The organism is Streptomyces sp. NPDC017676 (genome assembly GCF_044329325.1).
In the GTDB taxonomy this organism is placed as follows: Bacteria; Actinomycetota; Actinomycetes; order Streptomycetales; family Streptomycetaceae; genus Streptomyces.
The window spans coordinates 19,664-44,162 of the sequence record NZ_JBIRJA010000021.1; the positions used below are offsets into that span (position 1 = coordinate 19,664).

15 protein-coding genes are annotated in these 24,499 nt (G+C 72.3%); 10 read left to right on the plus strand and 5 right to left on the minus strand.

The window, feature by feature from the left end; translation table 11 throughout:
* Window positions 1-58: 58 nt before the first annotated feature.
* Both ACH4LD_RS35775 and ACH4LD_RS35780 read left to right on the plus strand, forming a co-directional pair.
* Window positions 59-886 (plus strand): oxidoreductase, encoded by an 828-nt coding sequence (locus tag ACH4LD_RS35775; protein WP_398057356.1) that lies wholly within the window; start codon window positions 59-61, stop codon window positions 884-886.
* Window positions 887-990: 104 nt separating this feature from the next.
* On the plus strand, window positions 991-2,838 hold the full coding sequence (locus ACH4LD_RS35780; RefSeq protein ID WP_398057355.1) for a Na+/H+ antiporter NhaA: 1,848 nt from the start codon (window positions 991-993) through the stop codon (window positions 2,836-2,838).
* Window positions 2,839-2,947: 109 nt separating this feature from the next.
* Here ACH4LD_RS35780 and ACH4LD_RS35785 read toward each other — a convergent pair whose 3' ends face one another.
* The 4 genes from ACH4LD_RS35785 to ACH4LD_RS35800 all read right to left on the minus strand — a co-directional run bounded on the left by ACH4LD_RS35785 (window position 2,948) and on the right by ACH4LD_RS35800 (window position 8,821).
* Window positions 2,948-5,704 (minus strand): alkaline phosphatase family protein, encoded by a 2,757-nt coding sequence (locus ACH4LD_RS35785; RefSeq protein ID WP_398057354.1) that lies wholly within the window; start codon window positions 5,702-5,704, stop codon window positions 2,948-2,950.
* A gap of 52 nt (window positions 5,705-5,756) precedes the next feature.
* Window positions 5,757-7,193, minus strand: coding sequence for an ABC transporter permease (locus ACH4LD_RS35790; protein ID WP_398057353.1), 1,437 nt, complete (start codon window positions 7,191-7,193; stop codon window positions 5,757-5,759).
* The gene (locus tag ACH4LD_RS35795; protein ID WP_398057352.1) at window positions 7,190-8,236 is read right to left on the minus strand and encodes an ABC transporter ATP-binding protein; all 1,047 of its coding nucleotides are present in this window, start codon (window positions 8,234-8,236) and stop codon (window positions 7,190-7,192) included. The genes ACH4LD_RS35790 and ACH4LD_RS35795 overlap by 4 nt, the downstream gene beginning before the upstream one ends.
* Before the next feature lie 222 nt (window positions 8,237-8,458).
* Window positions 8,459-8,821, minus strand: a complete 363-nt coding sequence (locus tag ACH4LD_RS35800; protein WP_398057351.1) for a DUF1304 domain-containing protein — start codon at window positions 8,819-8,821, stop codon at window positions 8,459-8,461.
* Between the two features lie 117 nt (window positions 8,822-8,938).
* On the opposite strand from ACH4LD_RS35800, the gene ACH4LD_RS35805 reads away from it, so the two are divergent.
* A complete protein-coding gene (locus ACH4LD_RS35805) occupies window positions 8,939-9,826 on the plus strand; it encodes a GNAT family N-acetyltransferase (protein ID WP_398057350.1) in 888 nt (295 codons plus the stop codon).
* A gap of 37 nt (window positions 9,827-9,863) precedes the next feature.
* Here the strand turns inward: ACH4LD_RS35805 and ACH4LD_RS35810 are convergent, their stop codons facing one another.
* Window positions 9,864-10,841 carry a TrmB family transcriptional regulator gene (locus ACH4LD_RS35810; protein ID WP_398057349.1) on the minus strand — a complete coding sequence of 326 codons (978 nt, stop codon included), beginning with the start codon at window positions 10,839-10,841 and terminating at the stop codon, window positions 9,864-9,866.
* A 204-nt stretch (window positions 10,842-11,045) separates the two neighbouring features.
* On the opposite strand from ACH4LD_RS35810, the gene ACH4LD_RS35815 reads away from it, so the two are divergent.
* From ACH4LD_RS35815 to ACH4LD_RS35845, 7 genes are all read left to right on the plus strand, one after another.
* Window positions 11,046-15,059 (plus strand): S8 family serine peptidase, encoded by a 4,014-nt coding sequence (locus ACH4LD_RS35815; protein ID WP_398057348.1) that lies wholly within the window; start codon window positions 11,046-11,048, stop codon window positions 15,057-15,059.
* Between the two features lie 183 nt (window positions 15,060-15,242).
* Window positions 15,243-16,094, plus strand: coding sequence for a formate/nitrite transporter family protein (locus tag ACH4LD_RS35820; RefSeq protein ID WP_398057347.1), 852 nt, complete (start codon window positions 15,243-15,245; stop codon window positions 16,092-16,094).
* Between the two features lie 55 nt (window positions 16,095-16,149).
* A complete protein-coding gene (locus ACH4LD_RS35825; protein WP_398057346.1) occupies window positions 16,150-18,438 on the plus strand; it encodes an FdhF/YdeP family oxidoreductase in 2,289 nt (762 codons plus the stop codon).
* A gap of 144 nt (window positions 18,439-18,582) precedes the next feature.
* Window positions 18,583-21,768, plus strand: a complete 3,186-nt coding sequence (locus ACH4LD_RS35830; protein ID WP_398057345.1) for an amidohydrolase family protein — start codon at window positions 18,583-18,585, stop codon at window positions 21,766-21,768.
* Complete coding sequence (locus ACH4LD_RS35835) at window positions 21,765-22,961, plus strand: MalY/PatB family protein (protein ID WP_398057344.1); 1,197 nt, start codon at window positions 21,765-21,767, stop codon at window positions 22,959-22,961. The genes ACH4LD_RS35830 and ACH4LD_RS35835 overlap by 4 nt, the downstream gene beginning before the upstream one ends.
* A 141-nt stretch (window positions 22,962-23,102) precedes the next feature.
* Window positions 23,103-23,321: a hypothetical protein gene (locus ACH4LD_RS35840; RefSeq protein ID WP_398057343.1), complete on the plus strand. Its 219-nt coding sequence runs from the start codon at window positions 23,103-23,105 to the stop codon at window positions 23,319-23,321.
* A 143-nt stretch (window positions 23,322-23,464) separates the two neighbouring features.
* Window positions 23,465-24,463 (plus strand): helix-turn-helix domain-containing protein, encoded by a 999-nt coding sequence (locus ACH4LD_RS35845; protein ID WP_398057342.1) that lies wholly within the window; start codon window positions 23,465-23,467, stop codon window positions 24,461-24,463.
* Window positions 24,464-24,499: the final 36 nt, after the last annotated feature.

Genomic DNA, 24,499 nt, shown 5'->3' on the forward strand with positions numbered 1-24,499 from the left:
CACCATCTTCGAACTGCACAACCGTGCTCCGTAAGCAAGCGAGTGTAGGAGACAAGTGATGTCAGTCTGGTTTGTCACTGGCGCTTCCCGTGGCCTGGGCCGCGCCATCGTCGAGGCCGCTGTCGCCGCCGGTGACCAGGTCGTGGCCGCTGTCCGAACCCCGGACTCCGTGGCCGACCTGCCCTCTGACCAGGTCCTCGTGGTCCCGCTCGACGTGCGGGACGAGGGCATGGCCGGCGCGGCGGTGGAGGCGGCTGTCGCACGCTTCGGACGTATCGACGTGCTCGTGAACAACGCCGGCTACGGCCTGCTCGGCCCTGTGGAGGAGACCAGTGACGAGGAGGCCCGCGACCTCTTCGACGTGAACTTCTTCGGTCTCCTCAACGTCACGCGGCAGGTTCTCCCGGTGCTGCGTCGCCAGCGGTCCGGCCGTGTCATCAACATCAGTTCGGTGGGCGGCTTCACCGCACTGCCCGGTTCAGGCATCTACGCCGCCACGAAGTTCGCGGTGGAGGCCGTCACCGAGTCCCTCGCCGCCGAGCTCGCGGGCAGCGGCGTGACCGTCCACGTCGTGGAGCCGGGCGCGTTCCGTACCGATTTCCTGGACGAGTCGAGCATCCGCGTCACGGCCGCCGAGCCGCTCGGCGCCTACGAGGCGACGGTGCACTCGGGCCGGCCCGCGTTCCTGGCGGCCAGTGGTTCACAGCCCGGCGACCCCGCGAAGGCGGCGCAAGCCGTCCTGACGCTCGCCGGGACGGAGGAACCGCCGCTGCGCCTGCAACTCGGCGCGGACAGCGTCAACCGTGTCCAGGCGAAGCTGGACCTCGTCAGGCGAGAGCTCGACACCTGGCGCGAGCTGAGCCTGTCCACCGCGTACGACGACTGAGCCGGCCCAGTCGGGTCGGCTGACGTCCTGCCCGGCGCGCGGGGTGCCGGCCATGCCGGCGGTACCCCACGGTCCCGGTGCACTACTGCTCGATTGGATCGGATATGGCTCTCCAGCGCTGGCGCGCGTTCACACGGTCGGAAACCGGCGGCACGGCATTTCTCATCGTGGCGGTGCTGGCGGCGCTGGCCTGGGCGAACACGAGCCTGGACACGTACGAGGCCACGTGGTCCGCTCGGCTGTCCGTCACCGTCGGGCCCTTCTCGCTCGGGTTGACACTGCGCGAGTGGATCAACAGCGGCTTCATGGCGCTGTTCTTCTTCCTCGTCGGGCTGGACGCGCGCCGTGAGCTCGACAAGGGCGAGCTGCGGGACCGTAAATGGGTGGTCCTCTGCGCGATCGGTGGTGTGGGCAGCATGGCGGTGCCCGCGCTCGTCTTCGTCGCCTTCAACGCCGGCCTGACGAGTGTGCACGGCTGGGGTGTCGCCATGTCCACCGACACCGCCTTCGCCCTGGCGATCCTCTCACTGGTCGGAGCTCGACTGCCGTCCTCGCTGCGCGCTTTCATGCTGTCCATCTCGGTGATGGACGACGTCGTGGCACTCGTGGTCATCGCCGTGTTCTACGGCGGGAATTTCCGGGTCGTCCCCTTCCTGATCGCGTCTTCGGCCGCCGGGGTCATCATCTGCATGCGTCTGGCGAACTTCCGTAGCGGCGTCGTGTGCTGCACGGTCTCCCTGGTGATGTGGTGCGCGCTCCTCAAGGCAGGAGTCGATCCCGTCGTGACCGGTCTGACGGTGGGCCTGCTGGTGATCACCGCGCCGGCCGGACGCGACGATCTCGAACGCGCCACCGGCCTGGTGCGGGACTTCCGGGAGCAGCCGACCGCGGAGATGCAGCAGACGGCGGTACGCGGTCTCGTGGCCGCCATCTCGCAGAACGATCATCTCCAGCGCAAGTTCACCCCCTGGGTGAACTGTGCGGTTCTCCCTCTCTTCGCGGTCGCCAACTCCGGGGTGCCGCTCAGCGTCAGGACGGTCTCCGCGGCTTTCGCTTCGCCCATCACCTGGGGCATCATCTGCGGATATCTCGTGGGCAAGATCGTCGGGGTGGTCGGTTCACTGTCCCTGGTGACGGCCCTGTCCGGCGGTCGGCTGCGACCCAACGTCGGCTGGGGCGCCGCGACGGTGGGGGGCGCCGTGTCGGGGGCGGCGTTCACCGTGTCGCTGCTCATCGCCTCCAAGGCATTCACCGGGGAGGACCTCGCGTACGCGCGGACAGCCATTCTGTCGACTCTTGCCGGAGCCATGGTGTCCGGGTGGATCACCACCGGGGTCCTGAAGCTCATGTCCCCGCGACGCCGTGCCCGTGCGCTGCTGGGACGGGCCCGCCCGCTCACCGATCTGGTCACCCCGGTGGACGCCATACGCGACCGCATACGCGGTCCGGTCGACGCCGAGATCACCGTCGTCGAGTACGGGGACTTCGAGTGTCCCCACTGCGGTCGGGCCGAAGCGGCTCTGCGCGAGATGCTGACGGATCTCGACGACGTGAGGTACGTCTGGCGCCATCTGCCGCTCCCGGATGTGCACCCGCACGCGCAGTTGGCGGCAGAAGCCGCCGAGGCCGCGGGGGACCAGGGCAGGTTCTGGGAGATGCACGACCTGCTCCTGGCGCACCAGGATCAGCTCACTGCCGCGGACCTGGTCCGGTACGCGACGCAGCTGGGGCTGGACGTCGAAGCGTTCCGCGCTCATATGAAGGACCGGCGGGGACTGCGGCGGATAGAAGAGGACGTGAGCTCGGCGGATCTCAGCGGCGCTGTGGGAACGCCCACGTTCTTCGTCAACGGGCGACGCCACGACGGGTCCTTCGACTCCGAGGCTCTCAGCGCCGCCGTCCAACTGGCCCGGCAACGAGTTCTTGCCGGCAGAGCATCAAGCACAGTGTGAGTCGAGCGAGCCGCGTCATGCGGTCAGTGACCTCTGGTACGCAAAGGGCCCCCGGCAGACGGTCGTTCTGCCAGGGGCCCCGCTGGTTCACATCAGCGCGTGCCGGCCGTCAGCCGTCGGACTCCGCCGACGGGATGTAGGCGCCGGGTACGTCGTTCGGGGCGTAGATCTTCTTCTCGCCGGGGTACGGGCGCGCCCAGTTGTGGGTCTGGTACCAGGTGAGGTGGTTCATCTGGGCCGGGTTGGCGTAGTCGGGGATGGCGTGGGGGCCGGTCAGGTGCTGCTTGGACTTCCAGGCGTCCCAGGCGGCGGCGAGGGACTTCTTGTCCGCCGGCACCTTCGCCGACGGCACGGCCGCGGCCTTGGGGTCCTGTGCGGCGGGGGTGTCCACGCCGCAGGACGGCGGCGTCTTCACGCCGTCCGTCAGTGAGGTGCGGTTGGGCAGGGCGGTGAACGGCGTGTAGTCGGGGCGCTTGGTGAACGCGCTCCGCATCGGGGTCGCCGCGCTGTCCTTCTGGTTCATCGGGTGGATCCCGAGGATCTGCTCGATGGTGCGGATCATCGTGATCTGCGAGTAGTAGCGGCTGTCGACCGTGCCGTGCTGGGCCCAGGGGCTGATGATCTGGACCGGGGCGCGGTGGCCGTCGACGTGGTCCAGGCCGGCCTGGGAGTCGTCCTCGACGACGAAGATCGCCGAGTCCTTCCAGTACTTGCTGTGCGAGATCTTGTCGATGATCTTGCCGGTGGCGAGGTCGTTGTCGGCGACCTGGGCGGCCGGGCTCGCCGGACCACCGGTGTGGTCGCTGGAGAGCCAGAACATGTTGAGGTTCGCCGGGCCGTTCTTCTCGAAGTCCTGCTTCCAGATCTCGTACCGGTACAGGTCCGGGACGCTGGTGTCGAACTTCGGGAAGCCGGGCACCGAGACGTTGTTGAGCGACGGGATCGGCGAGGACGAGTTCAGCGGGTAGGCGGTGGCCTGACCGGTCGCGTCCATGTTCTTGGCGTCGCAGTACAGGTTCTGCCAGCTGGCGCCCGACGGCTTGGTCAGGAACTGCTGGAACTCACCGAAGTTGCGCACCGACTTGCCGGCCGCCTGCGCGCCCGACCACAGGAAACCGGTCTTCTGGTGGCCGAGGGCGTCGTCCTCGGTGTCGTAGCTGCGCTTGTACTCGCCGGCCGAGGACTCGGTGTACTCGGGGTTGTCGGCCTGCATGAGCCAGTTGTGGCCCTCGGCGGAGTTGGTGCCGATGTCGTAGGTGTTGTCGTACAGCCCGAACTGCTCGGCCAGCGCGTGCTGGTTCGGCGTGACGTTCTCGCCGAACTGCGTCAGCGACGGGTCGCCGTTGCCCTGGGGGACGTCACCGAGGACCTGGTCGTAGGTGCGGTTCTCCTTGACGATCAGGAAGACGTGCTTGATCGTCGAGGGGTCGCCGATCCGCGTCGGGACCGGCTGGGGCTTGGCGTTGCCGTTGCCGTGGCCCTTGGCCAGCCGCACGGAGTTGGCGGTCCAGCCGTTCTGCTGGAAGACCTTCTCGGTCTGGGAGCGGATGACACGGTCGCTGGGCAGGGTGAACTGCGTCAGGCTGGAGGTCGTGTCGTGGGTGCCGTGGCCGGCTGCGGCGGGGCGGCGCGCGTCGATGCCGCGGGTGTTGGAGACGACGACCTTCTTGCCCACGGTGGTGATCTCGGCGGGGAAGTAGTCCGTCGGGAGGAGGCCGACGTAGCTGACCGGTTCCTGCGGGGAGGTGTAGCGGTAGACGGCGACGGCGTTGGCGCGGCCGAGCGTCACCAGCAGCCGGCCGTCGTCGGTGAGGGTCACCGCGTCGGGCTCGTAGCCGACCGAGGCCTCCGGCCACGGCTGGGTCGCGATGGTCTGGACGACCTTGCCCTTGGCGGTGTCGATGACCGACACGTTGTTGTCGGCGGTGTTGGTGACGAACACCGCGCCGCGCTGGGCGTACACGGCGGTCGGGTGCAGGCCGACGTCGATGGTGCCGACGGCGGCGGACGGGTCGGCCAGGTCGATGACGCTGACCGTGCCGGTGGTGGTGGCGCCGGTCTTCGGGTCGGCCGGCACCTGGGTGCCGTAGGAGTTGAGCGTGGACTCGCCGGCCTTCGCGGCCCGGCCGCCCTCGTTGCTGACGTAGAGCTTGTCGCCGACGCGGGCCATGCCGCGCGGGGCGTTGCCCACCGTCCAGCTCTGCTTGACGGTTCCGGTCGCCGCGTCGATCGCGACCACCCGGTTCTGGCCATTGACCGCGGCGTACACGGTGGAGCCGTCGGCCGAGAACACGGCCGCGGCGGCCAGGGCCTGCTTGCTGCCGTCGGCCGGGATCTTGACGGCCACCGGGTTGGCGAGGGTGCCGTCCTCGTTCACGGTGAACTTGGTGTAGCCGTCGAGCTGGCCCAGCCACAGCTGCTTGCCGCCGGGCGAGTACACCGGGCCTTCCTGGCCGACGGCGTTGCTGCTGATGCGCAGGTCGTCGGCGGCGTTGGTGCCGACGCGCTGCTTGATCTGCCCGGTCGCGAGGTCCACGACGACCAGCGAGGCGTCGCCGTCGGTGACCGAGGCGGCGAGGTGGCTGCCGTCCGGGCTGACCGTCGACGACATGATCTTGCCGTCGTTGATGACGAGGCGGTCACCGTACGGGGCGATGTACTGGTCGGCGGAGACGACCTGGCCCTTGTCGGTGACCTGGCCGACCTGCTCGGTGCCGAACTGGCGGGTTTCCGCGACGGCGGTGCCGGTGGCCAGGGCGGCCGTGGTGATGCATGCCGTGACCAGCGTGGCCCGGCGGCTGACACGTCTGCCCAGCAGGTCGTAGTACTTCTTCTCGGCCTGCCGACGGCGGCGTGTTATCTGCATGCGTGATTCCCTGGGGATGAGGAGGAGTTGGGGGGTGGCCGGAGAGGAAGACTCAGGGGGTCCGGGAGTCCGGGGAGGCGGATAGCAGGTCGACGTTGCCGTCGAACTGCCACAGCGGGTTCGGTGCGTCTCCGGTGGAGGTCCGCACCAGGAAGTAGCCGTTCACTTCCTTCGGTCCGTCACCGTCGGCGACGAACCGCCCGTCCGCCGTGATGTCGAGCTGGTAGACGGCCGACCCGGTGGCCGCGACGCCCGGCAGGTGCCAGGAGACGACGCACCGCCAGTCGTTGCCCGGGCCACGGGCGCCGTCCTGGACACCGGCCTTCGTGCACGCCGCCGAGGTCTTGAGCTGCGCCTCGGTGACGGCGGGCCGGTGCAGCTGCTCGGTCTGCAGGCGGTACAGGTGGGCGAACTCCGTGGCGAGCGCGCGCTGCACCTTCGCCTGCTCGATCCCGGAGCCGGTGGCCGTGGTCGTCGCCGCCACGACCGCGACCGTCACGGCCAGCAGCCCGGCGAGCGGCAGGGCGGCCAGGGTGACCGCACGGCGCGCCGAGCCGTCGTCGGTGGGGTTGGTGAAGTCGCGCCGCAGGAAGAGGACATAGGCCAGCGCCGTCGCCGTCACGGCCCACAGCAGACTGACAACGATGCCTATGAGGAGCGGGGTGAGCTGCGCCGGGCTGGTGAACAGGCCGTTCCAGGTGAGGAAGGCGTCGCCGGGCAGGGCGAGGCGTACGGCGACGGGGAGCGGCAGCATCTGGGCGAGCTGCATCGCCAGCGCGACCAGCGCGGGCAGCAGCAGACCCATCGGGGAGCGCCCCAGAGCGACCGACCCGAGCAGGCCGATCCCGGCGAGGGCCAGGGTCGGGGCGAGCACACCGGCCCAGGCGGACAGGACCGTGCCGGCGGCGTCCCCCGGCGTGAGCAGGTGGCCGTCGAGGCCGACCAGCGGCTGGTCACCGACGGCCACCAGCCCTCCCACCGTGCTGGAGAGGGCCAGCCCGGCCACGAGCAGCAGGATGACGGTGAGGCCGGCCAGTGCCTTCGCCGCGAAGATCCGCCGGGGCGAACGGACGGCGACCAGGAGGTGGCGCCAGGTGCCGAGCCGGTCCTCGGAGGCGAAGACGTCACCGGCGACGACGGAGGTGAGCAGCGGGAGCGCCCAGGTGCCGGCGAAACCGAGCGTCACCAGCGGACCGGCCCAGCCGGTGGCGTGCATCCAGCGGCCGAAGAGGGTGTCCGTGGGCAGCGTGCTCTGCCGGCTCACCCCGGCCACGAAGAGCGCCGGCACGATCCAGCAGGCGAGGAGCAGCAGGCGGATCCGCCACTGGGAGAGGAGCTTGACGACCTCGAAGCGGTAGCTTCGGGCAACTGTCACACGGCCTGACGCGGTGGTGTGCGCAGGGGGTACGGCGGTGGGGGCGGGGGTCGGGGGCGTGGTTCCGGTAGGGGTCGGGGGCGTGGTTCCGGTAGGGGTCGGCGTTGCGGTCATCGACCGGCCTCCTGCTGCTGGGCGTCGGACTGCTGAGGGGCGTCGGCGCCGTCCCGCTGCCGGGCATCCGACTGCCGCGGGACATCGACGCCGTCCCGCTGATGGCCGTCCGGCTTCTGCTGCTCGGTCAGGGCCAGGAACGCCGCCTCCAGCGGGGAGACGACCGGGGCGAGTTCGCGCAGGGCGATGCCCTCGCGGACGAGCCGTACCACCAGGTCGTCGAGAGCGGGCACCAGCGCGCGCACCACGAGCGCATCTCCGCCCTGACGTCCCACGGTGTCGTCGGCCAGGCGGATGCCCGGCGCGTCGGCGGCCAGCCGGCGTGCGCGTTCCGGGTCGGACGTGACCAGCCGGTAGTCCAGTTCACGGTTCTCGGCGGCCAGTTCGCCCAGCGGCCCGGAGAAGACGATCCGTCCGGTGGCGAGGATGGTGACCTCGGAGCACAGGGCCTCCAGGTCGTCCATCCGGTGGCTGGAGAGCACGACACTCGTGCCCTCCCGGGCGAGCCGGGTGAGGACACCGTGGACGTGCTTCTTCCCGGCCGGGTCCAGGCCGTTGGAGGGCTCGTCCAGGATGAGCAGCCGCGGCCTGGTGAGCAGGGCCGCGGCGAGACCGAGGCGTTGGCGCATGCCCAGGGAGAAGCCGCGGGTGCGTTCGTCGGCGACGTCCGTGAGCCCGACCTGGTCCAGGGCGTCGTCGATCCCCGCCGACCGCGTGTCGTCGCCGCGCAGAGCGGCGAGCGCGGCGAGGTTCTGCCGGGCGGTGAGCGAGGGGTACAGCCCTGGCCCGTCCACGAACCCGGAGACACCGCCGGGCGCCTCGAACGCGCGGCCCACCGGCGTGCCCAGGATCTTCAGGCTGCCGCTGTCGGCCACGGCGAGGCCGAGAAGGAGGCCGAGCAGCGTCGTCTTGCCGGCACCGTTGGGTCCGACCAGCCCGTGGATCTGTCCCCGCGCCACGTCCAGATCCACGCCGTCGAGCGCGACGACATCACCGAAACACTTGGTGATGCCGCGCGCCCGTACCGCGAGCTGTGAGTCCATGAGCCCCTTCTTTCGGAAAAGCCTCAAGGACCCTAGGAAGCTCACACGACACCGACAGCAAGCACCGGTTGAACGCTCAGGGAACGGAATCCCAAACGGAAGTCAATTGGCGCCCGCCACGCCGGTGGCACCCTGCGCGGACGCGTGGGGCCAACCTGTGGAGGGGGCTTGACACAGCCTCGGCCCGGCACAGGCCGGCGCGTCGGGCCGGCAGGGTCTCGGTCAGTGCGCGAGGAACACCAACGCGAGGCCCACGGCCGCCGGCAGGGTCTGGACGTACAGGATCCGCCGGCTGGAGGTGGCCGCTCCGTACAGGCCGGCCACCGCGACGCACACCAGGAAGAACACCTTCACCTGGAAACCCACGGGGTCGGAGGCCACCGCGCCCCACGCCAGGCCGGCGGCGAGAAATCCGTTGTACAGACCCTGGTTGGCCGCGAGCGTCTTCGTCCGGGAGGCGAACTCGGCAGTGGTCCCGAAGGCGGCCCGGGCTCTCGGGCCGGTCCACAGGAACATCTCCAGGACGAGGATGCAGGCGTGGAGGCAGGCGATGGCCCACACCACGACGGATGCTATGAGTGACATGCCGACCATGATCGGTCATCGCCGCGCGGCGGATGGTCACGGGACCGGCCCCGACAGCGACACCACGCCGGCCCGCGCCCCTCTACGCCCTGCCGGCCGCATCCGGGACCATGAAGCATGCTCCCGGATGACTGGCACCTCACCCAAGACGTCGACGACTTCCTCGCCCGAGCCGGGGACTTCCTGTGCTCGCGCCCCGCCCTGCACAACACGCCGCTGACGGACATCGAGAAGCTGCGGACACGGAAGGCAGCCGATCGTGCTGCCGAGACCGCCGTTTTCGGCCGGCTGGAGTCAGGAGGCGAAGTACGCGCGGTCTTCTATCGCACTCCGCACTGCCGCTTGGGCCTCACCCCCCTCTCGGCCGAGCAGGCCGACGCCCTCGCCGCTCTGCTGGCCGGCCTCGGCCACACCCCCGCCAACGTCATCGCGGACCACGACACCGCTGGTGCGTTCGCCGAGGCGTGGCAGCGGCACACGGGCGCGGCGCCGACACCTTTCTGGCGGACGCGTCTCTACCGCCTCGGCACGCTCACCCCGCCGCGGCCGCACCCGGAGGGCCGGGGCCGCGTCACGGGCGCCAGGGACCGTGAGCACGTCGTGCGCTGGTGCCGTGAGTTCTGTGTCGACGTCGGGGAACAGCGCTCCATCGACCTGATCGACGCCGGCTCCTGGGACGACTCGCGGTTCGGCGACCGGCACTTCACGTTCTGGGAGACCCCGCAGGGCGCCCCCGTCTCGATGGCGGCCGCGACCTCGATGGTCGGCGGCATGGTCCGGGTGGACCCCGTCTACACCCCGGCCCACCTCCGTGGCCGCGGTTACGCGGGGGCCGTGACGGCCGAGGTGAGCAGGGCCGCGCTGGCCGCGGGCGCGACGGACGTCGTCCTGTTCGCGGATCCGGACAACCCCACGAGCAACGCCCTCTACCAGCGCATCGGGTACGTCCATGTCGCGGACTTCGCCGGGTACGAGTTCTCCTACGGCACGCCACATGCGGGGTGAGGACCGGCCCCGGCCTGTGGGGCGCCCTCCCCGGGGGTCACCCCAGCCATCCGCGACGTGCGGCCTGTGCCGCGGCCTGGAAGCGGGTGGCCGCGCCCAGTTCGGTCATCAGCCGGTGGATGCGGCGCTGGGTGGTGCGCGCGCTCCAGCCCTGGGTGCGGGCGATCACCGTGTCCGAGCATCCGGACGCCAGCAGTCTGACGAGCGCGAGGGTGTCGGGGTCGGGTCCGTCGGGCCGGCCGCTTCGCGGCCCGGTGTCCTGGAGCGGTGCCGCACGCTGCCACTCCGCTTCGAAGAGCGCTTCCAGCGCGGTGAGCATCGGGGAGCGGTGGATCAGGTAGGCGGTCTGGTGCCCGCCCGGCGCGAGGCTGAAGGGAATGACCGCCGAGGTGTCGTCGGCGATCACCAGCTTCATCGGCAACCGCGCGAGCACCCGCGCCTGTTCGCCGAACCGGATGCTGGGCAGGATGTCGTCGCGCAGGCGGCCCGGCCAGTCCACCGCGGCCCGGTCGTAGACCACGCGGTGGGTGACGCCGGTGCGCTGCCGGCCGCGCTGGTGCTCCAGGTCGCTGCCGGGCCGGTTCACGTAGGGCGGCCGGTCGAACGCGCGGATCTCCCGGCGGGCACCGGCGGTGAGCCGGCGGACGGCGGCGCTGATGTCCTCGTGTCCGCTGAGCAGTTCCACCGCGATGCTGGGGTCGCCGATCCGGGAGGCTTCCCGGTGTGTCTCGGCCAGCCGGCGCACCAGCGAGCGGGCCGCGTCGAGCTGCCGCTCGCGTTGCCGGATCAGCTCGGTGACCGCCACGTCGGGCGCGGCGGCGGTGAAGTGCGGGGGCCGTCCCGCCGACCTGGTCGCGAGACCGGCCTTCACCAGGACGGTCAGCAGCCGCGCCGCCGTGCTCGTGCTGGTCCCGCAGGCGTCCGCCACCTGTGAAGCGGTGCTCCGGGGCAGACCGACCAGCGCCGTGTAGACGCGTTGTGTTTCATCGCCGAGTCCTAGGACGTCAAGTTCCATTTCCGCTCCGGTCGTTCTGGCCACCGGCCGCCACCTGGCGTGATCCGGCCGCACCGGCATCCTTGCGCCACACCGGTCCCCTTGGCATCTTCGCCGCAGAAAGGGGCGTCGTCCTGCCGAGATGTGCGGGCGCACGTCCCTGTCGTGCGTTCCGCGCGGTGACATGCCGTGCGCGCGCATCGGACATCAGCAGAAGGTGCCCTCATGCCACACGCAAGTCCCCCGGCGCACAGGCTCGTCCGGGCCTGCGCCGTCCTCCTCCTGACCGCCGCGGGTGCCACGGTGGCGCTTCCCGCGCGCGCGGCGGAGCCCAGCGCCCCCTCGGCGCCGGTCCGCACGGCGGCGACGCCGTCCTCCCTGCGCCACAGCCCGCAACGGGAGGGCGTGGTGCCCGGTCAGGTCCTGGTCACCCTGGACCCGGCCACGTCGGTCACCGGCGCGCCCGTGCCCGGGACCCGGGTCGCCGCGCGGCTGCCGAAGACCGGCGATCCGGCTCTCGACGCCAAGTTCCGCTCGGTCGGCGCGAGGTCGCTGCGTCCGGTGGTCCGGGGAGCCGGGACCGTGGCGTCCCGGACCTACGTCCTGAGTACCGGGGAGCGGGACTCCGCCGCGGTCGCCCGCGCCCTGCGGGGTACGCCCGGCATCGCCGGCGCCGAACCCGACCGGTACGTCAACACGATGAACACGGGGGCGCGTCCGCTGGACCCGGCGGTCGTCCGCGCCTTCCCGGCGGCGTCCGGAGCGGCGGCGGTGCCGGGCGGGCGCACCGGTACGGGAGCCACGGACGCGGTGCCGTCCAACGACGCCCTCACCACGTCCGCGCAGGCCCTGCTCAACTCCGGCGGGGTGAACGCGGTCGGCGCCTTCTCCCTGCTCCAGCGGAGCCACGGACAGCAGCCGGGGGCCGGAGAGATCATCACCAACGTCTCCATCGGCGATCTCACCGACCAGTCGATGGCCGACGCCGGCGACGCCTACGTACGCTCCCACGGCCCTACCACCGTCCTCAAGGACGGACAGCGCTACCTCGATCTGCCCTCGATGCCGCTGATCCCCGCCTACGTCGCCAAGGACGGCGGCGGCCTGGACGGCACCGCCTCCACCGAGAACCAGGACCCGGCTCTCGACGAAGTCCTGCTGGACTTCAGCGTGATGGCACCGCTCCCGCACGACCGGCAGCGGCCCGGGGCCACCGGCAGCGGCTACACGGATCTCCTCGGCATCGCACCGGGCGCCGGTTACCGGCTCGTCGTACCGGAGCAGCCCACCACCGACCGCATCGCGGGTGCCCTGCTCGCCGCCGCCCACCAGTCGCCGAGGCCCGACGTCATCACGGCCAGCCTCGGCTTCGGCACCGACGCCGAGGGCTTCCCCGGGCGTTACCTGGAGGACGACCCGGTCATCCGCTCCATCGTCACCTCCCTCGTCCACGACGACGGCATCGTGGTGTCCATCTCCTCCAACGACGGCACCCGGCTGTACACGCCCGCCGCCGTCGGGCCCGACGGCGGCAGCACCGCCACGGACCTGGCGGCGGACGGCCGTTCGGCCACCGCCATCGACGACGACGCCGCGTCCACCACCCCCACCAGGGTCCCCGACAGCGGCGCGACAGCCGCCGGCGGCACCACCCTGGACGACACCCTCGCCTCGGGGCAGCGGGGCGAGGCCACCGTCGCCGAGACCCGGATCAGCGGTTTCGGCACCTTCTCCTCCGGTTTCGGCAGCCGGGTCGACCTCTCGGCGCCCAGCGACAACATCCTCGCCTTCTCCCACCCGTCCGGCGGCTCCGCGCGGGACGTCTCGGTGGCCCTCAACGGCGGAACCTCGGCCTCTGCCCCCGAGATCGCCGCCGCGGCCGCGGTCGTCCTGCAAGCCGGACGGCTCGGCGGCCACCACCTGACGCCCACTCAGGTACGAAAGCTCCTGGTGGAGACGGGTCGCGCGGTCGCCACCCCGCCCCAGATCGACCGGAACCTCCACGTCGGCCCGCAGATCGACGTGACGGCGGCCGTCGAGAAGGCGCTGGGCGGGCCGGCCGGACCGCCCTCGCTGGTCCGTCTGTCCGTCGCCCACCGCGTCACCGTCGGCGGTCTCGGCGGCGCCTTCACGGAGACCACCGACCCCGGCCGCATCGACCTCGGGGACCGTTCCTCGGGCGGCGACGGCGAGGGTCTGACCGGACCGGTCACCTTCGCCGGGGACGTCACCGGCCCGGTCGGCCACGCCGAGTACACCCTGACGGTCGGCTCGACGGTCTTCCGCTCCGCCGGCCCGGCGATACGCGTGACACCGGCCCGGCTCCTGACCGCGGCCGGCCTGCCCCTGGTCTCCTCGACGGACCGCGAGGTCACGGTGACGTACCGGGTGCTGACGGGCGGCCGTACCCGTGCGAGCGTCACCCGCACCCTCGTCGTCGGCCCCAGCGACGGCACCTACGCGGAGGCCACCGCCCCCGAGGCGCCCGCGACGGTCGACGCCGGCCGTCCGGTGACCGTCTCCTACGACCTCACCGGTGTCGCGTCCCTCTCCGACCCGACCCTGGTCGTGTCCACGGCCGGCCACTGGAACCCGCAGCTCGCCCCCCTGTTCACCGCCGGCTGGCACCAGGCGCTGACCTCGGCCAGGGGAACGGTCACCATCCCCGCGCACGCCTTCGCCGCCGGCGGCGGCATCTACGGCATCGGGATCGCCCAGCAGGGCTTCGGCGGCAACCCGCAGCGCGTCACCTACGGCGAGTTCGCCCCGGTGCGCGTCGGCGGCGGCAGCGCCGCGGACCGTCCGCCGGCCCCGCTCCTGACCGGTACCGGGGCAAGGGCCGGGCACGCGGCGGAGGTCTCCCGCGCCGCCGCCTCCTTCACGGTCCGCTACGACGTACGGTCGGTGCGCGGAGCACGGGCCGCCGAGGTGGAGTTCTCCGCCCCGGCCCCCACCCTCCACGGCACGTTCAACACGTTCAGCAATCCCAACGGCACCCGCCTGGACCACGACGGTGTGAACGGCCCCTCCGTGCTGCACCGGACGCTGCCCGCCACCTCGGGCTCGGTCCGGCTCGACGCGGCGGCCCTGGCTCTGGGCAGCTCGCAGGACTACACCGTCCGGGTGCTGGCCCTGGGCCGGGACGGACAGGTGCTCGGGCAGGCCTCCCCGGTGTCGTCGCTGGCCTTCGACGACGGGCTCGCCCCCGGCGAGGCCACGGTGACGGGCTTCGCCGCGGCCGGCTCCCGCTCCGTCGTCTCCCTCGCCCTCCCCTCGGGCGGCGCGGAGGTCCGCCACTACACGCCGGCGACCGGACGCTACGGCGACGTCATCACCTCGGATCCGGCCTCCGGCTCCTCCTACGAGGTCGTCGGGGCGACCGCCGACCGGGTGCTGCTGGTCCACCGTGGCACCGACACCGGGGATGTGCGGGTGGAGACCTGGAACACCCGCACCGGCTCCCGCACGGGCGTCACCACACTGCCGGCGGCCGACTACACCTACGTCACCGGCCGGGTGGACACCGTTCACGCCCGCGGCGCGCTGCTCCTGCACCGGGCCGGTGACCACGCCGACCTGGTCCTGCCCGTCGACCTCGCCACGGGCACCCCGGCCGAACCCGTCCAGGCCGACCCGGCCGGTGCGGCTCCCGGGGCCTACGGCCTGCTGGCGTTCGACTCCTCCACCGGGGACGTCTTCCTGGCCAAGGCGGCCGGTCCGTTCAACTGCCTGGGCGCGTCCGTACCGGCGCGCGTCGACCTCGCGACCCGGACGGTGACCGGCCTGGACACCACCTCCGGATGCAGCCACGGCATCGCTTCGGACGGGGCCGGATCACTGTTCAACCTCTCGGCCACCGTGGGCAGCGTCAACATCGTCCCCACGACCGTGCTGGGCGCGTCGGACGAGACGACCGGCAAGGCGGCCGACCCCGTCGCCGTCCGGCTGGGCAAGGCATCCGCGCTCGCGGTGGACGGCGCCCACCGGGTCGCCGTGGTCTCGTTCCCGACACCGGCCGGCACCCCGTACTTCGGGGCCGGCATGTGGGTGCCCGACAACAACGCCACCGGTCAGCTCGCGGTGGTCGACCTGAGGACCGGCGCGGTGGTCCGCACGCTGACCGGCTTCACCGTCGCGGCCCACGGCGGCGCCGAGAACGCCGTCCAGCTGGATCCCGCGACCAGGACCGGCTGGACGTACGGCCCGCAGGACCGGCAGATCCAGCGGTTCTCCTACTGAGCGGTCCGCCTCCCGCGTCGCCCTGCGGGCCCACCGGCGCGGCTGCCGGAGCCGCGGGGCGAACCGGGAGGCGAATCGCTCGTTCTAGTGATGTCATCTCGTCGGCGGACAGTCAGGGTGTGTCCAGACACATGCAACACCGGTTCGTACACATGCAACACCGGTTCGTGAAGAGGTGACATCATGCCCATCCCCATAGCCGAGGCCCTGGCCGATCAGGGTCAGACCGCGGCGGACAAGGTCCGAGGTCTGCGCAGCCCGGCCGGCTACCTGGTCAGCTCGATGCTGGCCGGTGCGTACATCGGCGTCGCCGCGGTGCTGCTGCTGACCGTGGCGGGTCCCCTCCAGGCCGCCGGGTCGCCCTACACCAAGCTGGTCGAGGGCGCGGTCTTCGGCATCGCGCTGACACTGGTGATCTTCGCCGGTGCCGAGCTGACGACCGGGAACATGATGACCTCCGTCCACGGCATCGCCGCCCGGCGCACCACCGTCGCCAACGCCGTGGCACTGATCGTCGGGTCGTACATCGGCAACCTCCTCGGCTCCGCCCTGTTCTCCTGGCTGGTGTACGAGAGCGGAGTGCTCGACGCCGGCGCCGCACCCGGTCATCCCGCGCCCGCGATGGCACTGCTGGCGAGCCTGATGAAGACGAAGGCCGCCGAGTCCGGCACGGCGCTGTTCTTCCGTGGCGTGCTGTGCAACTTCCTGGTGTGCCTGGCGGTGTGGACCTCCGCGCGGACCAGGTCCGACGGTGCCAAGCTGGCCCTGGTCTTCTGGTGCCTCCTGGCCTTCGTCGGCTCCGGCTTCGAACACGTCGTGGCCAACATGACCTACTACTGGCTGGGCCTGATGGAGCACCTCCCGGGCGCCACCGCCGGCCACTTCGCCCGCAACCTGCTGCTCGTGGGGCTCGGCAACCTGGTCGGCGGCGGGCTGCTGGCCGGAGCGACCTACGGCTTCCTCGGCAGGGGCAGGCCCGGGCCGGACGACGAGCTGTCCGGCGACCTGGGCAAGCCGTCCGCGGTCTCGGTCTGAGCCGGACCCCGCGCCGCTTCCACACCCGCGCCCCACAGAGAAAGGCCGGCCACCGATGGGCACTCCTGACGACGGGACCGAGGAAGAGCTGACGGTCACACCGCCCAAGACCTGGGCGGTGGGCGTCCCCGCGGTCGCCAACGCGCTGCGCTACTCCCTCCAGCAGACCTCGCCCCGGCGCACCGCGCTGACCCTGCTCAACATCAACCAGACCCGCGGCATCGACTGCCCGGGCTGTGCCTGGCCGGAGCCCGACAAGCACCGGCACTTCCAGGAGTACTGCGAGAACGGCGCGAGGCACATCAACGACGAGGCCACCACCCGCCGCGTCACCGCCGACTTCTTCGCCCGGTACTCCGTCTCCGAGCTGGACGGCAAGTCCGACCACTGGCTCAACCAGCAGGGGCGGCTCACCGAACCGATGGTCAAGCGGCCCGGTTCGGACCACTACGAACCGATCGGCTGGGAGGAGGCGATCGGCTTGCTGGCCGACGAGCTGAACGCCCTGGACTCGCCCGACGGGGCCCTGTTCTACACCTCCGGCCGGGTGAGCAACGAGGCGGCGTTCCTGCTCCAGCTCTTCGCCCGCGCCTTCGGCACGAACAACCTGCCCGACTGCAGCAACATGTGCCACGAGTCGAGCGGCAGCGCCCTGACGGAGACGCTCGGAATCGGTAAGGGCAGCGTCTCGCTGGCGGACATCCACCAGGCCGACCTGGTCATCGTCGTGGGCCAGAACCCGGGCACCAACCATCCCCGGATGCTGTCCGCGCTGGAGGAGACGAAGCGCAACGGCGGCCGGATCGTCGCCGTGAACCCGCTGCCCGAGGCCGGCCTGATGCGCTTCAGGAACCCGCAGCGGCCACGCGGCGTCATCGGACGGGGGACCGAGCTGGCCGACCGGTTCCTGCACATCCGTCCCGGCGGGGACCTCGCCCTGTTCCAGGCGCTGAACCTGCTGCTGCTCCAGGCGGAGGACGAGCACCCTGGGCAGGTCATCGACCGTTCCTACATCGACGCCCACACCACCGGGTTCGACGCCTTCGCCGCGCATGTGCGCGCCCTCGACTGGGCGGACGTACGCGCGGCCACAGGGCTGACCCGGGAGGAGATCGAGCAGGTGCACCGGCTGGTGCTGGCCAGCAGGAGTGTCATCGTCTGCTGGGCGATGGGGCTGACCCAGCACAAGCACGGCGTCCCCACCATCCGGGAGGTCGTCAACTTCCTGCTGCTGCGCGGCAACCTCGGCAGGCCGGGAGCGGGTGTGTGCCCGGTGCGCGGCCACAGCAACGTGCAGGGCGACCGCACCATGGGCATCTGGGAGCGGATGCCGCAGTCGTTCCTGGACGCGCTGGAGCGCGAGTTCGGCTTCACGCCGCCGTCGCGGCACGGCTGGGACACGGTGGACTCCATCCGCGCCATGCGCGACGGCCGGGCCACGGTGTTCGTCGGCGTCGCCGGCAACTTCGTCCGGGCGACGCCGGACAGCGAGGTGACCGAGGCCGCGCTGCGACGGTGCCGGCTGACCGTGCAGATCTCCACGAAGCTCAACCGCTCCCACACGGTGTGCGGACGCACGGCACTGATCCTGCCGGTCCTGGGCCGGACGGAGCGCGATGTACGCGGCGGCGGCGAGCAGTTCGTCACGGTCGAGGACTCGATGAGCCAGGTGCACGCCTCCCGGGGCAAGCTGCCGCCGGCCTCGCCGTACCTGCTCAGCGAGGTCGCGGTCATCGCGCGGCTGGCCCGGCGCACGCTCGGCGACCGGGTGGCGGTCCCGTGGGAGGAGTTCGAGGCGGACTACGGCGCGATCCGGGACCGGATCGCGCGGGTCGTACCCGGATTCGAGGACTTCAACGCCCGTGTGGCCCGGCCCGGCGGCTTCCGCCTGCCGAACCCGGTGAACGACAACGTCTTCCCCACACCGCAGGGCAAGGCGGTCTTCACCCGCAACACCGTCGAGTGGCTCCAGGCACCGAAGGGGCACCTCATCCTCCAGACGCTGCGTTCGCACGACCAGTGGAACACGATCCCGTACGCGCTGAACGACCGCTACCGGGGCATCCACGGCGGCCGGCGCGTGGTCCTCGTGAACCCGGCGGACCTGGCGGAGCTGGGGTTCGCCGACGGCGACCGGGTGGACCTGGTGAGCGTGTGGCACGACGGCACCGAGCGCCGGGCACCCGGCTTCCGGCTGGTGGCCTACCCGGCGGCGCGCGGTTCGGCGGCGGCCTACTACCCGGAGACCAACGTGCTGGTACCGCTGGACAGCGTGGCCGACATCAGCAACACGCCGACCTCGAAGGGCGTGCTGATCCGCCTGGAGCCGACGGAAGAGGAGTGAGCACGGCCCCGCTTCCCGGCCCGCTGTACAGGAGGGAAAGGGTGTTGCCCGCCTGACACTCCGGACCGCGTGTGGCGGCACCGGCACGCACGGCGTTGCCATGATGCGGATGTCCGCAGCCGTCACTCCTCCTCCGGGGCACCCATGGACCAGCACAGCGCACAGGATTCGGCAGTGTCCCGTCGGGGCGTTCTCAAGGCGGGCCTGGGGGCCGCCGCCGTGGCGTTACCGGACCGGGCCGGCGCGGCCCCCGCCGCCGGCCGCACGGCCGCGGGGGCCGCGCCCGGCAGGACTCTCCGGTTCACCGGTGGCACCAACGCCTCCGTCGCCGTCTCGCCGGACGGTGAGCGTCTGATCGTCGAGGTGCAGGGCGTGCTGTGGTCGCTGCCCCGGGCGGGCGGCACGGCGACGGCGCTGACCGCGGCCGAGCTGGAACCGGCCCGGGTGACGTGGTCGCCGGACGGTTCACGGATCGCCGTCTGTGCCTATCAGGGCGGCGGGTTCCACGTGTGGACGATGGCGCCGGACGGCTCCGGTGCGCGCCGGCTGACGTCCGGGCCGTGGGACGACCGGGGCGTCAGCTGGTCGCCCGACGGCAGCCGGATCGCGTTCGCGTCCGAGCGGGGCGGGGACGCCGTACGCGGCAGCTCGTACTCCATCTGGACGGTGGACGTGCGCTCCGGTGAGCTGACGCGGCTCACCCGTGACGCCGGGGTGGAGGACTACGACCCGGCCTGGCACCCCGACGGCGGCACGGTGGTCTTCGTCCGGGCCGGCGCCGACGGGGGACGCACGCTGGCCTCCGTTCCCGCCGGGGGCGGGAGCGTCACGGTGCTGCGCACGGTCACCGCGGGGACGCTCGTGGGTCCCGCGGTCTGCGCGGACGGCCGGGTGGCCTGTGTGCGCGTGGACGATGCCGCGCAGGGCACCAACTCGGCGCGTTCCACGCTGCTGGTGGACGGCGAGCCGGTGACGGACGGCGAGGACGTCTCCCCGCTGCCGCCCTCCTGGACGGCGGACGGCGAGCTGTTCTACGTCGCGGACGGGCAGGTCAGGGCGCGGCGGCCCGGGGCGGCGCGCGGCGGCGCGCAGACGGTTCCCTTCGTGGCGGAACTGCCGGTGCCCCGGCCGGCCGGGTCCCGCAAGCGGTTCGACTTCGACTCGGTGGCCCGGCGCCCGGTCCGGGGTGTGCACCTGCCGGTCCTCTCCCCCGACGGCGTGTCCGTGGCGTTCGTCGCGCTGGGCGCGCTGTGGGTGGTGCCGGTGGGCGGTGGCCGGCCGCGCAGACTGGTGCAGGCGCCGCCGTCCGTCTACGTGCAGATGCCGTCCTGGGCTCCGGACGGGCGGAGCGTCCTGTACTGCCGGGAGAGCGGGCCGGACGGCGACGGGCTGATCGGCGTGCGCCGGTTCCGGCTCGACGGCGGCCGGGAGGAGGTGCTCGCGACGGGGGGCCGGCTCAATCCGGCGCTTTCCCCCGACGGCACCAGGCTCGCCTGCCAGGACTCCACCGGCAATCTGCTCGTCCGTGACCTCGCCAGCGGCGCGGAGCGGACCCTCGCCGCTCCGCTGGGCGCCAACGGGCTGCCGGGACGGCCCAGTTGGTCGCCCGACGGCCGGTACCTCGCGTTCAGCGACCGCAACCGGCTCAACAAGCGCTTCCGCGAGGGCTACAACGTCATCCGTGTCGTGGACACCGCGACCGGGCAGTCGAACACCTACCTCCCGGCCCCGCACGCCTCGCTGTCCGACCGCGGCAACAGCGGCCCGGTGTGGTCGCCGGACGGCACGGCCATGGCGTTCGTGATGGAGTCCGCGCTGTGGGTGCTGCCGGTCCGCCCGGACGGCTCCCCCGCCGGTGACCCGCACCGCCTGACCGACGAGGCCGCCGACCACCCCTCCTGGTCGGGGGACTCCCGCACTCTGCTGTACGAGGCGAGCGGGCGGCTCAGGCTCGTGGCCCGCGACGGTTCCGGCCGGCGTGACGTCCCGGTGCCGCTCGCCTACCGGCGGCGGCTGCCGTCCCGGTCGGACACCGTCCGGGTGCACGCGGGGCGGCTGTGGGACGGGACGGGCGAGTCGCCCCGGGACGACGTGGACCTGGTCATCCGCGGTCACCGCATCACCGCCGTCGAACCCCACCGGGCACGGGCCCGGGCCGGTGAACGGGTCATCGACGCCTCCGCCTCCACCGTCGTCCCCGGACTGTGGGACTCCCACACCCACCCGTGGCAGTACACCTACGGCAGCCGCCAGGGCAGCCTCATGCTCGCCTACGGCATCACCACCAACGTCTCCCTCGGCGGTTTCGCCCACGAGGCCGTCCGCGTCCGGGAGTCGGTGGCGGCGGGCCGGATGGCCGCACCGCGTCTGTTCGCCACCGGTGAGCTGATCGACGGAAGCCGGGTCGCCTACAGCATGGCCCGCGCGCACCGTACCCGGGAGGGTCTGGAGCGGACCCTGCGCCGGGCGGTGGCACTCGACGTCGACTTCGTCAAGACCTACGTCCGCGCGTCCGCCCAGGTCATGCGGGAGGCCGTCCGCACGGCCCACAGGGACCTCGGCGTCCTCAGCGGCAGCCACTTCCTGTCCCCCGGAGCCGCCGTCGGCCAGGACCTCACCACCCATCTGCAGGCCACCCAGCGCACCGAGTACGGGCACGCGCTCACCCCCACCGGCCACTCCTACCAGGACGTCCACGAGACGTACCGGGGCGGCGACTTCGCGCTCATCGCCACCCCGTTCACCGCGCTCGCCCAGCTCGGCGCCGATCCCTCGCTCGCCGACGACACCCGCGTCACCCGGCTCGCCGCACCGTGGGACGCCGCGCTCGTGCGGAGCCTGGCGCAGACGCCGCCCAGCGCCGCGGCCACCAGCGCCCTGGAGCGGGAGACGGCCGTCTACCGGCGGATCCTCGGCGACGGCGGTGTCCTCGCCCTGGGGACGGACGCGCCGCTGATGCCCATCGGCCTCCACCTCCACGTCGCCCTGCGGGCCCTGCACCGCTTCGGCGGCCTGTCCGTCGCGCAGGCGCTGCGCACGGCGACGGTCGTCCCGGCCCGGCTCTTCGGGGCCGGGGACGACCTGGGCACCCTGGAGCCGGGGAAGCTCGCCGACCTCACGGTGATCGACGGCGACCCGTTCCACGACATCGACGACCTCGTCCGCACCTCCTGGGTCATGCGGGACGGCATGGTGCACCGCCGCGAGGACCTGGTGAACGCGTTCCCGCCCGGCCCGCCGGCACCGGCCGGCCCGGAGCGCGCCGACTGGCTCCACGTCAGCCGGCAGCTGCGCCGTGAGCCCTGCTGCTCCGCGTTCTCCGTGTCATGACGCGGCCGGCGTACGACTTCACGCGCCCCGTCGACCGGAGCACCTCGCACTCCCTGAAGTGGAGCGGTCCTCCGGGCGAGCTGCCGATGTGGCTCGCCGACATGGATTTCCCGGCGGCACCGGAGATAGTGGACGCGATACGCGCCCGCGCGGACAGCGGGCTGTTCGGCTACACCCAGCTCGACGAGGAGTACGCGCACGCCCTGAGCGCGTGGTGGGCCCGCAGACACGGCTTCGCCGTCGCTGCGGACTGGGTGGTGTACTGCGCCGGTGTGCTCCCGGCGGTCTCCTCCCTGCTGCGCCGGATGACCGCCCCGGGTGACCAGGTGGTGGTGCTGCCCCCGGTCTACCACGTGTTCTTCGAGCTGATCACCGGCAACGGCAGGCGGGTCCTGCCCAGCGACCTGCGCTACGACGGCACGGGGTACCGGATCGACTTCGCGGACCTCGAACGCAAGCTGGCCGCTTCCCGCACCCGCGTGCTGCTGTTCTGCAACCCGCACAACCCCACCGGGAACCTGTGGGACGCGCCGGTCCTGGAACGGATCGGCGAGCTGTGCGCCCGGCACGACGTCCTCGTCGTCAGTGACGAGATCCACGGCGACCTGACCACGCCCGGTCACGCCTACACCCCGTTCGCCTCCGTCTCGCCGCTGTGCGCCCGTACCAGCGTCACCTGCGTGTCCCCGACGAAGACGTTCAACCTCGCCGGCCTCCAGACCGGCGCGCTCCTCGTGCCCGATCCGGCGCTCCGGGCCGCCGTGGCCCGCGGACTGCACGCCGACTGGATCGGCTACCCGAACGTGTTCGCCGCCGACGCGACGCTCGCGGCGTACGCACACGGTGAGCGGTGGCTGGACGGACTGCGCGCGGTGGTGACGGCGAACAGGCGCCGGGCCACACGGTTCCTCGCGGACGAGGTTCCCGAGCTGCGGGTGGTGGCGTCCGACGCCACCTACCTGATGTGGATCGACTGCGCGGCGCTGACCGCCGACACGGAGCACCTGTGCGCGTTCCTGAGGGACCGGACCGGGCTGCACCTGTCGGCGGGCGCTGAGTTCCGCGGCAACGGCTCCCGGTTCGTCCGCGTGAACGTGGCCTGCCAGCCCGTACGGCTGGAGGACGCCCTCGGCCGGCTGCGCGCCGGCGTGCGCGCCTACCGCAGCGAACACTCCCCGGGGCGGCGGGCCTGACCGGCCGGCCGGGTCCCGGGGGTCCGCAAGGGCACACCCCTCTTCCCGCCGGTCCCTTTCCGCCCGCATACGGCATGGGCCGACGGTCTGGCAGGCATGCTCCCTCCACCCCATCCACCACACTTCCTCTGGAGCCATGACATGCGCAAGATGAAACTGTTCCCGGCCGCGGTGGCCACGGCCGCCGTCCTCCTGTGCGCGGGCGCGGGAACGGCCTCGGCCGGCACGGGCGGAGAGGTGATCTCCAAGGACTACGGAACCTCCTCGGCCTGCGCGGTCGCCGCGCTGAGCTGGGCGGTGCAGCACCCCGGTGACTCCCGGACGGCCTGGTGCGTCGGATCGGTGCTCTACATCGGCTGACCCGCGTCCCGGCAGGGGCGGTTGAGCGCTCAGGAGCCGGTCCGGTGCGTACGCGCCCGACCCGTTACGCTTCTGCTCCTGGGGGAAGTCCCGGCCGCGACGACCGGAAAGGGGACTTCTCCCTCGGGAGTTGGGGGTGTGCGGTGCTGGAGGTCCTCGGTCTGGACGAGCGCGCCGAGGCCGCCTACCTGGCGCTGGTCGACAGCCGGTCGCTCACCGTGGCCGAACTGGCGGAGCGGACCCGCATGGAAGGCTTCGACCTGGAGAACGCCCTGGTGCGGCTGGAGGACGGCGGTCTCGTCGCCCGGGTGCCGGGCCGTCCCGCCCGGTACACGGCGCTTCCGCCGGAGCACGCGGTGGAGGTGCTGCTGCTGGCCCGCGAACGGGACATCCGGCGGGTACGGGCCCTCGCGCAGCGGCTCGGCGAGCGGCACCAACGGGCCAGGGGCGGCCACGGGTCGGCCTCGCTCATCGAGGTGATCTCCGGCGCGGAGGGCGTGGCGCGTTGTGGGGAGCAGTTGTTCCGGCGCGCCGAGCGGGAGATCCGGGGCATCGACGCGCCGCCCTACGCGGAAGCCGGGGACGGCAGCCGGGTCAACTCGGTCGTCAACATCACCGGCAGGCAGGTCCGCAGCCGGTTCATCCACGGCCGGGACTCGCTGCTGCTGCCCGGAGTGGTACGCCGCGTCGAACGGGACGTCGCCGGCGGCGAGGAGGTCCGCGTCGTACCCCGGGCGCCGATGAAGCTGCTGCTCGCCGACGACCAGGCGGGGCTGATCCCCCTGGTGTCGACGCCCGAGGTGCTGGACACCTGCGTCCTGGTGCACCCCTCCTCCCTGCTCGACGCGCTGAGCGTGCTCTTCGAAACCCTGTGGCAGCAGGCGCAGCCCTTCGTGCCGGGCCCCCCGGAACGGGACGGCCCGGACGCCTTCCTCAGCGAGGAGGAGCGGCGCATCGTGTCGCTGCTGGGCCTCGGGTTGCCGGACGAGGCCATCGCCCGTCACCTGGGCATCGGACACCGCACGGTGCAGCGCCGGGTCCAGGCCCTGCTGGCGCGGCTGGGCGCGGCCAGCAGGTTCCAGGCGGGTGTGCTCGCGGCGCGGCGCGGCTGGTGGACGCCGGACGACCCCCTCGGTGCCTGAGCCGCGCCGGTGCTCCTTGGGGCGGGCCGGTGTACG

Excerpts from the sequence above, each read along its gene's own strand:
- ACH4LD_RS35820 (WP_398057347.1), top strand. The coding sequence starts at position 15,243 with ATGCCCATCCCCATAGCCGAGGCCCTGGCCGATCAGGGTCAGACCGCG.
- ACH4LD_RS35835 (WP_398057344.1), top strand. The coding sequence starts at position 21,765 with ATGACGCGGCCGGCGTACGACTTCACGCGCCCCGTCGACCGGAGCACC.
- ACH4LD_RS35825 (WP_398057346.1), top strand. The coding sequence starts at position 16,150 with ATGGGCACTCCTGACGACGGGACCGAGGAAGAGCTGACGGTCACACCG.
- ACH4LD_RS35805 (WP_398057350.1), top strand. The coding sequence starts at position 8,939 with ATGCTCCCGGATGACTGGCACCTCACCCAAGACGTCGACGACTTCCTC.
- ACH4LD_RS35830 (WP_398057345.1), top strand. The coding sequence starts at position 18,583 with ATGGACCAGCACAGCGCACAGGATTCGGCAGTGTCCCGTCGGGGCGTT.
- ACH4LD_RS35785 (WP_398057354.1), bottom strand. The coding sequence starts at position 5,704 with ATGCAGATAACACGCCGCCGTCGGCAGGCCGAGAAGAAGTACTACGAC.
- ACH4LD_RS35780 (WP_398057355.1), top strand. The coding sequence starts at position 991 with ATGGCTCTCCAGCGCTGGCGCGCGTTCACACGGTCGGAAACCGGCGGC.
- ACH4LD_RS35840 (WP_398057343.1), top strand. The coding sequence starts at position 23,103 with ATGCGCAAGATGAAACTGTTCCCGGCCGCGGTGGCCACGGCCGCCGTC.
- ACH4LD_RS35815 (WP_398057348.1), top strand. The coding sequence starts at position 11,046 with ATGCCACACGCAAGTCCCCCGGCGCACAGGCTCGTCCGGGCCTGCGCC.
- ACH4LD_RS35800 (WP_398057351.1), bottom strand. The coding sequence starts at position 8,821 with ATGTCACTCATAGCATCCGTCGTGGTGTGGGCCATCGCCTGCCTCCAC.
- ACH4LD_RS35810 (WP_398057349.1), bottom strand. The coding sequence starts at position 10,841 with ATGGAACTTGACGTCCTAGGACTCGGCGATGAAACACAACGCGTCTAC.
- ACH4LD_RS35795 (WP_398057352.1), bottom strand. The coding sequence starts at position 8,236 with ATGGACTCACAGCTCGCGGTACGGGCGCGCGGCATCACCAAGTGTTTC.
- ACH4LD_RS35790 (WP_398057353.1), bottom strand. The coding sequence starts at position 7,193 with ATGACCGCAACGCCGACCCCTACCGGAACCACGCCCCCGACCCCTACC.
- ACH4LD_RS35775 (WP_398057356.1), top strand. The coding sequence starts at position 59 with ATGTCAGTCTGGTTTGTCACTGGCGCTTCCCGTGGCCTGGGCCGCGCC.